This is a genomic window from Tsukamurella soli (assembly GCF_039541155.1).
Classification (GTDB): domain Bacteria; phylum Actinomycetota; class Actinomycetes; order Mycobacteriales; family Mycobacteriaceae; genus Tsukamurella; species Tsukamurella soli.
Map to the genome: position 1 here is coordinate 1 of NZ_BAABFR010000148.1, position 8,680 is coordinate 8,680.

Sequence of the window (8,680 nt, forward strand, 5' to 3'; positions counted from 1 at the left end):
CCGACTTGTGGGGCGGCGGCCACGCTGCCGCCCGCGGCGAGCGCCATCGCGAGGCCGGCCCACGCGGCGGCGTGGGTGCCGCCGCCCAGCTGCCGGGCGTAGACGGTGATGATCGGCTCGGCCGACATCAGTGCGAACGTCAGCATTGTGGAGGTCGCCAGCAGCAGTGGAACGCCGCTGGGTAAGCCGCGGGATCGCGAGGCCGGGACCGGCCTCCCTGCGGCCGAGATGCCAGCGTCGGGCACGTCCCGCACGAACGCCAGCGTGGCGAGGAATGCCACGAAGATCACCGCGCCCGATGCGATGAACGTCGGACCCGTGCCGATCAGTGCGGGCAGCGTGCCGCCGATCAGCGGGCCGGCGACCGAGCCCGCCAGGATCCCCGACGAGAGCACGCCCAGCGCCCACCCGCGGCGTTCGGCGGGTGCCTGCGCGGCGACGAGGATCGTGGCGCCCGACGAGTATCCGCCCATCAACCCTGTCAGCAGCCGCAATAGCACCAGCTGCCACACTGCGTGGCTGAGCCCGATCAGCGGCGTCACGAGTGCCATGCCGAGGCTGGCGCGCAGTAGCATCGACCGGCGCCCGAACCGGTCGCCCAGCGCTCCCCACACCGGTGCGGTGAGCGCGGCGGTGAGGAACGTGGCGCTGTACGCGTAGCCCGACCAGTGCAGGACCGCCGAGTCCGATCGCACGCCGAGCGAGCGGACGAAATCGGGGAGCAGAGGGATCAGCATGGTCATCGCGACGAGCGTGGTGAAGGACCCGAATGCGCACACCACCAAGTTGATTCGCCACGACCCCGTGGACCGCTCCCTTGTCATGGCCTCCAGTGAAGCACTCAGATCCTGGCATATGGAACCTTGATCTCACAGTATGGGCATGTGTGGGTTCTCCCAGTCGGCGGGATGCAGGATTCGGGCGCGGTGCCCCTGGAATCGACACGTATGTGGCGCACGGGCCCCATACGAGGCGGGCGCGTCGCTGACGCGACGATCGCAGGGCGATGATCGCAGGGCACAGCGCACCGTCGGGGCCTCGCCCGCGGCCGCCTGTTCCGGAGCGGCACTCCGGCGGCCACGACAGCGGTCTCGTCGGCGACGGCGCGGGCCGTCGGAAGGGCATCGCTCGCCGCGCGGCTCGGACGGGTGCGTGGCAGGATGGGTCTTTCGAAAGCCGTGAGGCGGACGCAGATCTCAGGAGGCACCGATGCAGCTGACGCCGCACGAGCAGGAGCGCCTGCTCATCTCCTACGCGGCGGAGCTGGCGCGGCGGCGGCGGGCCCGCGGGCTGCGGCTCAACCACCCGGAGTCGGTCGCGGTGATCACCGACCACGTGCTCGAGGGGGCCCGGGACGGGCGCACCGTCGCCGAGCTCATGGCGTCGGGGCGCGAGGTGCTGACCCGCGACGACGTGCTGGACGGCATCCCGGAGATGCTGCACGACGTGCAGGTCGAGGCGACGTTCCCGGACGGCACCAAACTCGTCACCGTCCACCATCCCATCCCGTGAGCGATAGGAGGCACCCGTGATCCCCGGCGAGGTCCTGGTCGACGACGCGACCATCGAGATCAACCCCGGCCGACCGCATACCACGCTGCACGTGGTCAACGGCGGCGACCGGCCCGTGCAGGTCGGTTCGCACGTGCACTTCCCGCAGGCCAATGCGGCGCTGGTGTTCGACCGCGGTGCCGCGCACGGCCTGCGTCTCGACATCCCGGCCGGCACGGCAGTGCGGTTCGAGCCGGGGCTGGGGCAGGACGTCGAACTGGTGCCCCTCGGTGGCACCCGCGAGGTCTACGGCATCTCCCTCAATCCGCCCGGAAGGCTGGACCGATGAGCGAGCTCTCGCGGCGGCGTTACGCCGACCTGTTCGGTCCCACCACGGGCGACCGGATCCGCCTCGCGGACACCGACCTGCTGATCGAGGTGGAGCGCGACCTGTCGGGCGGCCCCGGTCTCGCCGGCGACGAGGCCGTGTTCGGGGGCGGCAAGGTGTTGCGCGAGTCGATGGGGCAGGGCCGTGCGACCCGCGCCGACGGTGCCCCGGACACCGTGATCACCGGTGTCGTGGTCCTGGACCACTGGGGGATCATCAAGGCGGACATCGGGATCCGGGACGGCCGCATCGTCGCCCTGGGCAAGGCCGGCAACCCCGACACCATGGACGGGGTGCACCCGGACCTGGTGGTGGGACCCTCGACCGAGGTGATCGCCGGCAACGGGAAGATCGTCACCGCCGGCGCGATCGACTGTCACGTGCACTTCATCTGTCCGCAGATCATGGGCGAGGCCCTCGGCGGCGGCATCACCACGCTGATCGGCGGCGGCACCGGCCCAGCCGAGGGCAGCAAGGCGACGACCGTGACCCCCGGCGCCTGGCACCTCGCCCGAATGCTCGAGGCCCTCGACTCGTGGCCGATGAACATCGCCCTGCTGGGTAAGGGCAACACCGTGAGCGCCGAGGCGATGCGCGAGCAGGCCCGGGCGGGCGCGTCGGGCTTCAAGCTGCACGAGGACTGGGGGACCACACCCGCGGCGATCGACGCGTGTCTGCGGGTGTGCGACGAGACCGGCGTGCAGGCCGCGATGCACACCGACACCCTGAACGAGGCCGGGTTCGTGGAGGACACCGTCGGCGCCATCGCCGGACGGAGCATCCACAGCTACCACACCGAGGGTGCGGGCGGCGGGCACGCCCCCGACATCATCACCGTCGCATCCCTCGAGAACATCCTACCCAGCTCCACCAACCCGACGCGGCCGCACACCGTCAACACCCTCGACGAACACCTCGACATGCTCATGGTGTGCCACCACCTGAGCCCGTCCATCCCCGAGGACCTGGCGTTCGCCGAGTCCCGGATCCGACCGACCACCATCGCCGCCGAGGACCTGCTGCACGACCTGGGCGCGATCTCCATGATCGGCAGCGACGCGCAGGCGATGGGTCGGATCGGCGAGGTGGTCATGCGTACCTGGCAGACCGCGCACGTGATGAAGAAGCGCCGCGGCGCACTGCCCGGCGACGGCCGCGCGGACAACCTGCGGGCCCGCCGGTACGTCGCCAAGTACACCATCTGTCCCGCCGTCGCCCATGGCCTCGACGCCGAGATCGGATCCATCGAGGTGGGCAAGCTCGCCGACCTGGTGCTGTGGGAGCCCGCGTTCTTCGGCGTGCGGCCGCACCTCGTGGTGAAGGGCGGCGCGATCGCGTGGGCGCAGATGGGGGACGCCAACGCGTCCATCCCCACGCCCCAGCCGGTGCTGCCGCGGCCGATGTTCGGTGCCGCTGCGCCGGTCGCCGCCGCGACCAGCGTGCACTTCGTGGCGCCCGCTGCGATCGAGGCCGGCCTCGCCGACCGAATCGACGTGCGCCGCCGCCTGGTACCGGTCAAGAACGTGCGGGGGGTCGGCAAGGCCGACATGCCGCTCAACGACGCTCGCCCCGACATCCGCGTCGATCCGGACACCTTCACCGTCCGCATCGACGGCGAGGTATGGGACCAGGCACCGGCCACCGAGCTGCCGATGGCGCAGCGGTACTTCCTGTTCTGATGGACACCGCCGGACTTCTCACGCTGGCCGACTCGCGTCTTCCGGTCGGCGGGCACGTCCACTCCGGAGGGGTCGAGGAAGCCGTCGCGTCCGGGCTGATCCGCGACCTGGCGGGCGTCCGGGAGTACCTGCTGCGTAGGGCGCGTACCGTCGGCCTCGTCAGCGGGTCGATCGCCGCCGCCGTGTGCGCCGGCCGACTGACTCCGGAGCTCGCCGACGCGGAGGCGAGCGCGCGGACGCCGTCGCCCGCGGCCCGCCAGGCCTCCCGTACGCAGGGCCGTGGCCTGCTCCGATTCGCCCGTCGCGCATGGCCCGACGGTGACTGGGCCCGCTGGGGCGAGCGCCCGCACGCTGCCGTGGTGCTGGGCGAGATCGCCCGCCGCAGCGGCGTCGACCCTGCCGGCGCGGCCATGGTGGCCGGGTACACCTCGATGACCGGTGCCGCCACGGCCGCGCAGCGCCTGCTGGCGCTGGATCCGGCCGACGTCGCCGTGGTCACCATGGAGCTTGCCCGCGAGTGCGAGACCGTCGCGTCCGTGGCGGTGGTCGGGCTCGCAGACCGGTCCGACCCGCTGCAGGACGTGCTCGCCGAGCGGCACCTGCTTCGCGACAATCCCCTGTTCGTGTCCTAGAGAGGAGGGCGCCATGCCCCCGCACCTGATCGACGGTAAGCCGCACACGTACGACCCCGATCGGCCCAAGCGCGCCCGCACACCGGGCGAGGCCCTGCGCGTGGGGATCGGCGGCCCCGTGGGTGTGGGCAAGACGCACCTCGTCGCGGCGCTGTGTCGGGCGCTGGCCGGCGAGCTCTCGATGGCCGTCCTGACCAACGACATCTACACCGAGGAGGACGCGGACTTCCTGCGCCGCAACGCCGTCCTGCCCGACGAGCGCATCGCCGCCGTCCGCACCGGCGGCTGCCCGCATACCGCGATTCGCGACGACATCACCGCGAACCTCGACGCCGTCGAGGACCTCGCCGAGCGCAACCCCGGCCTCGATCTCATCCTGCTCGAATCAGGTGGCGACAATCTCACCGCGACGTTCTCGTCGGGGCTCATCGATGTGCAGATCTTCGTCCTCGACGTGGCCGGCGGTGACAAGGTGCCGCGCAAGGGTGGCCCGGGTGTCACGTATTCGGATCTGTTGGTGATCAACAAGACCGACCTCGCGCCGCTGGTGGGCGCCGACCTTCAGGTGATGCGGGACGACGCCGAGAAGGTGCGCGCAGGGCGCCCGACGGTGGCGGTGTCGCTGGTCGGCGATCCCGGCGCGGCGCCGGTGGTGGCGTGGATCCGGGAGCAGCTGGCGCACATCCGCGCGCACGATCTCGGCTTGCCGCACGAGCATGCCCACGCGGCGCCGCACGCGCATTCGCACCACCACGCCGGGGCGTGATCACTCGACTCCGCATCGAGGCATATCCCGACCGGCTGCCGCTGCTCGTCGCCGACGGTGCGCTCGCCGCCCGGATCACCGGGCCGAGCCGCATACACCTGGTGTCCACGGCCGCGACACCGGTCGGCGCCGACGAGACCGTGATCGAGGTGGTCGTGCACCCCGGCACGCGGCTGGAGCTGACCTCGGTGGCCGCCACCGTGGTCTACCCCGGGCGGGACGGCCGGCCGTCGCGGACGACGTGGCGGCTGTCCGTCGCCGACGGTGGCGGCCTCGACCTCGCTCCGCAGCCGACGGTGGTCGCCGCGGCCGCCCGGCACATCGGCCGGACCGAGGTGTCGCTGGCAGCGGGTGCGGTGGTGCGCATCTCGGAGAGGGTGCAGATCGGTCGGCTGGGGGAGACCGGCGGTGCGTGGTCGGGGACGCTGTGGGCCGATGTCGCGGGGCTGCCGCATCTGCGACACACGGTCGAGCTGGGCGCCGGCGCCGTGGTGGCGGAGACGGCACTGTTGAGCGTATTCGAGTTCCCTTGTACCGGAAGCCCGGTCGTGTCGGTACCGCCCGCGCACGGCGTCGCGGTTCTGCCCCTGGAGGGCGGCGGAACACTGACCACGGCGCTCGCCGGCCGGGTCGCGGACCTCGACGGGTACCTGGCGCTGGCGCGGCCGTCCCTGTAGGCGCACCACGGCCGACGTCGAGCCCGAGGCGTCGGCGAGGCCCTACCGCGCGCTCGGTCGCGTCTGCCACCTCGTGGGAACGAGAACGACGAGGTGAGCCGGGGCGGGGGTCAGATACGGGCCGGTGACCAGTCGGGGGCGTCCCGCAGGACCGCCGAGTGCAGGAGGGCGGCCGACTTGCGGACGCCCTCCTCGGCGCCGACCAGTACGTCCTCGTGCTCGATGTTCAACGGCCCCTGGTACCCGACCCGGCGCAGCGCGTAGACGAACTCGGCCCAGAACGTCGCGCCGCCCGGGTTGCCCAGTCCCAGGGTCACGTAGTTCCAGGACCGCTGCGCGGCCTGCGCGGGTGGTAGCGCGTCGTGGATGCCGTTCACCGCGAGATTGCGGGGCTCGATCCGCGCGTCCTTGGCGTGGACGTGGAAGATCGCCGGTCCCAGAGCGGCGACGACGTCGATGATGTCCGCACCCATCCACATGAGGTGCGACGGGTCGAGGTTCGCCCCCACGACATCCGCACCGACGGCCTCGCGCAGCCGGTGCAGAGTCGCGACGTTGAACACCAGCTGCCGTCCGTGCATCTCCACCGCGAGCCGCACTCCGCGCTTGCGGGCGTGGTCGGCCAGATCCTGCCAGTAGGGGATCGCGACCTCGTTCCACTGGTAGTCGAGCATGTCGAGGGTCTCCGGCGGCCACGACGTGGTGATCCAGTTCGGTGTCCGCTCGTCCCGCCCGCCGGCCGGCAGCCCCGACATCAACACCACGGTGGGCACCCCCATATCCGCGGCGACGTCGATGCTCCTGCGGACCACTCGGTCGTGGGCGGGCCCGTCGACCGGATGCAGCTGGTTGCCGTTGGCATTGAGCGCGCTGAGGGTCAATCCGCGCGAGGTCACCGCGTCGGTCAGCGCGCGGCGCGCGCCCGCGTCGGAGACGAGGGTGTCGAGGTCGGCGTGGGGCGCCTCGGACCAGTTGCCGGTCGCGATCTCCACTGTGTCGAGTCGGAGCTCCGCTGCGAGGTCGAGCGCCTCGTCGAGAGTCTTGGAACCGACCGAGTCGGTGATCAGTCCTAGCTGCATGTGTCGTCGCCTTCTCGAATTGCACTGTCCCCCTTCGGGTGTCGATATGACGAAAGGGGGTCGCCGGGTCCGGCAGGGTCATCTGTCCGCGTGCGCCGCGCAGTGACGAGACCTCTGCGGACGACGAACTAGAACGTTCTACACGTGGGTTACGGTCGATAATGTTAAGCGGATCGCGTCGCCGGGGGCAAGCCTCTCGGTGGAGGCGGTCCGATGGCGGTCCCGGTGTCGGAGAGGGTGGTGGAAGCGGTGGGAGAGTGGAGCGGGCGGCGACCGACGATGGTCGACGTCGCGGCGGCCGCGGGCGTCTCGACGGCGCTGGTCTCGATCGTCATGCGTGACGTGCCGGGCGCCAGCGCCGAAACCCGCCACCACGTGCGCCGGGTCGCCGCCGAGCTCGGCTACGTGCCGGACCGACGCGCGCAGAAGCTCCGGCAGTCCAGGTCCGGACTGATCGGCGTCGCCTTCGAACTGCAGCAGCCGTTCCAGGGGGATGTCGTCGAACAGCTCTACCCCGCCGCCGCCGAGGGTGGGTACGACCTGATGCTCAGTGGTGTCGTCCCGACCCGAGGTGAGGTCGAGGCGGCCGAGGTGCTCGTCCGCGAGCGTTGCGAGGTCGTGGTCCTGCTCGGATCCCGCCGCGCCGCCGCCAGTCTCGATGTTCTCGCTGAACGGATACCTGCGCTGGTCGTGGCCAGGCCCTCGGGGACGCCCCGTGTCGGGGCCGTGCGGATGGACGACATCAGGGGCATGCGGGTCGCGGTCGACCACCTCGTCGGTCTCGGGCACCGCGGCATCCTCTACATCGACGGTGCCGACGCCCCGGGGGCGGCCGAACGCCTGACGGGGTTCGCGCTCGGCGTGGCCGAACACGGCCTCGGCGACGACGCTCACGTGGTGCCGGGCGGACCGTCGGAGCCCGACGGGGTGCGCGCGATGACCGCCGTCCTCGAGGGCGACCGGCGACGACCCACTGCGGTGCTGGCGTTCAACGACCGGTGCGCGATCGGGGTGCTGGACGTGCTACTGCGCCGGAGGATCGACGTCCCTGGTGAGGTCTCGGTGATCGGCTACGACGACTCGCGTCTGTCGCGCATGGACCACATCGGGCTGTCGACCGTGGCGCAGGACGCCGGCCGGATCGCCGAGGAGGTCGTGGCGCAGGTCGTGCGTCGCCTCGACGGCGGGCCACCCGAGGACGTCGTGCTCGCGCCGAGTCTCGTGGTCCGCACCACCGCCGGACCGGTCGGCGGCCGGTCGTGACGCCCCCGTCCGATCGACGTCTCTGGGTACCGATCCGCGTCGGTCCGAGTGATAATTGTCCGGTCAATCGATCATATCGGACTGAAGTTGTTCGTTACCATCGCTGATGGAATTGGAACGGTACGCATCCCGATTGCGTCTATCAGTGTCGGTGCGGCCGTCTGAACAGTGACTCTGCCGTCGATCGGCAGGTGTGGACGGGTCTCGTGGCGCTCATCCGCGGAGCGGATCAAAAGATCGAATGTCTGCACAATGTCTACGACAACCCTTGACTGTGTCGTGCATCACTGGCATTCTTCTTGGGGTCGCGGCAGTCGCGATCCGGGGATGTCCCGTCGTACGCCAGTCCGGCGCAACGGACTGGGAGCGCATCGACCACCAGTCGTCTCGCATGCTCTAGGTCTCGTCAGCGCGAACTAGAACGTACTAGCCGAAGGTCGGTGCGTGCCCGTGTGCGGGCGATCGACGACGCCGACGTGCGCCGCCCGACGCCCGCCTCACCTGCGACCAGGTGGCGTCGGGCACCGGGCGGATCGCACGTCCGCACCCGTGGGAGTCAGGAGACAGCAAATGAGCCAGAACGCACTACCTTCGAGGCCTTCGAGACCGATGGCGTTGCCACCGTTGCGGTCGGGGCCGCAGCAGCAGCGGATGAATGTGGTGGCTGTGGTGGCCACGTTCGGTGGGTTGTTGTTCGGTTATGAC

The 8,680-nt window shown here is 70.9% G+C and carries 9 protein-coding genes; 7 read left to right on the top strand and 2 right to left on the bottom strand.

Features of this window, described 5'->3' with window-relative positions:
• On the bottom strand, positions 1-743 hold a 743-nt coding region (locus ABD908_RS25305; protein WP_345001298.1), incomplete at its 3' end, for an MFS transporter.
• Positions 744-1,209: 466 nt separating this feature from the next.
• On the opposite strand from ABD908_RS25305, the gene ABD908_RS25310 reads away from it, so the two are divergent.
• From ABD908_RS25310 to ABD908_RS25335, 6 genes are read left to right on the top strand one after another with little or no spacing between them, the layout of a single operon-like run.
• Complete coding sequence (locus ABD908_RS25310) at positions 1,210-1,512, top strand: urease subunit gamma (RefSeq protein ID WP_345001300.1); 303 nt, start codon at positions 1,210-1,212, stop codon at positions 1,510-1,512.
• 16 nt (positions 1,513-1,528) lie between these two features.
• Positions 1,529-1,840, top strand: a complete 312-nt coding sequence (locus ABD908_RS25315; RefSeq protein WP_345001302.1) for an urease subunit beta — start codon at positions 1,529-1,531, stop codon at positions 1,838-1,840.
• Positions 1,837-3,558 carry an urease subunit alpha gene (locus tag ABD908_RS25320; protein WP_345001304.1) on the top strand — a complete coding sequence of 574 codons (1,722 nt, stop codon included), beginning with the start codon at positions 1,837-1,839 and terminating at the stop codon, positions 3,556-3,558. The genes ABD908_RS25315 and ABD908_RS25320 overlap by 4 nt, the downstream gene beginning before the upstream one ends.
• Positions 3,558-4,190: an urease accessory protein UreF gene (locus ABD908_RS25325; protein ID WP_345001306.1), complete on the top strand. Its 633-nt coding sequence runs from the start codon at positions 3,558-3,560 to the stop codon at positions 4,188-4,190. Before ABD908_RS25320 ends, ABD908_RS25325 begins: the two co-directional genes overlap by 1 nt.
• A 13-nt stretch (positions 4,191-4,203) precedes the next feature.
• On the top strand, positions 4,204-4,956 hold the full coding sequence (gene ureG, locus ABD908_RS25330) for an urease accessory protein UreG (protein WP_345001308.1): 753 nt from the start codon (positions 4,204-4,206) through the stop codon (positions 4,954-4,956).
• A complete protein-coding gene (locus ABD908_RS25335; protein WP_345001310.1) occupies positions 4,953-5,633 on the top strand; it encodes an urease accessory protein UreD in 681 nt (226 codons plus the stop codon). The genes ureG and ABD908_RS25335 overlap by 4 nt, the downstream gene beginning before the upstream one ends.
• A 110-nt stretch (positions 5,634-5,743) precedes the next feature.
• Here ABD908_RS25335 and ABD908_RS25340 read toward each other — a convergent pair whose 3' ends face one another.
• The gene (locus ABD908_RS25340) at positions 5,744-6,712 is read right to left on the bottom strand and encodes a sugar phosphate isomerase/epimerase family protein (RefSeq protein WP_345001312.1); all 969 of its coding nucleotides are present in this window, start codon (positions 6,710-6,712) and stop codon (positions 5,744-5,746) included.
• Positions 6,713-6,991: 279 nt separating this feature from the next.
• On the opposite strand from ABD908_RS25340, the gene ABD908_RS25345 reads away from it, so the two are divergent.
• Positions 6,992-7,975, top strand: a complete 984-nt coding sequence (locus ABD908_RS25345) for a LacI family DNA-binding transcriptional regulator (RefSeq protein ID WP_345001314.1) — start codon at positions 6,992-6,994, stop codon at positions 7,973-7,975.
• Positions 7,976-8,680 lie beyond the last annotated feature (705 nt).

Excerpts from the sequence above, each read along its gene's own strand:
- ABD908_RS25310 (WP_345001300.1), top strand. The coding sequence starts at position 1,210 with ATGCAGCTGACGCCGCACGAGCAGGAGCGCCTGCTCATCTCCTACGCG.
- ABD908_RS25320 (WP_345001304.1), top strand. The coding sequence starts at position 1,837 with ATGAGCGAGCTCTCGCGGCGGCGTTACGCCGACCTGTTCGGTCCCACC.
- ABD908_RS25325 (WP_345001306.1), top strand. The coding sequence starts at position 3,558 with ATGGACACCGCCGGACTTCTCACGCTGGCCGACTCGCGTCTTCCGGTC.
- ureG (WP_345001308.1), top strand. The coding sequence starts at position 4,204 with ATGCCCCCGCACCTGATCGACGGTAAGCCGCACACGTACGACCCCGAT.
- ABD908_RS25340 (WP_345001312.1), bottom strand. The coding sequence starts at position 6,712 with ATGCAGCTAGGACTGATCACCGACTCGGTCGGTTCCAAGACTCTCGAC.
- ABD908_RS25345 (WP_345001314.1), top strand. The coding sequence starts at position 6,992 with ATGGTCGACGTCGCGGCGGCCGCGGGCGTCTCGACGGCGCTGGTCTCG.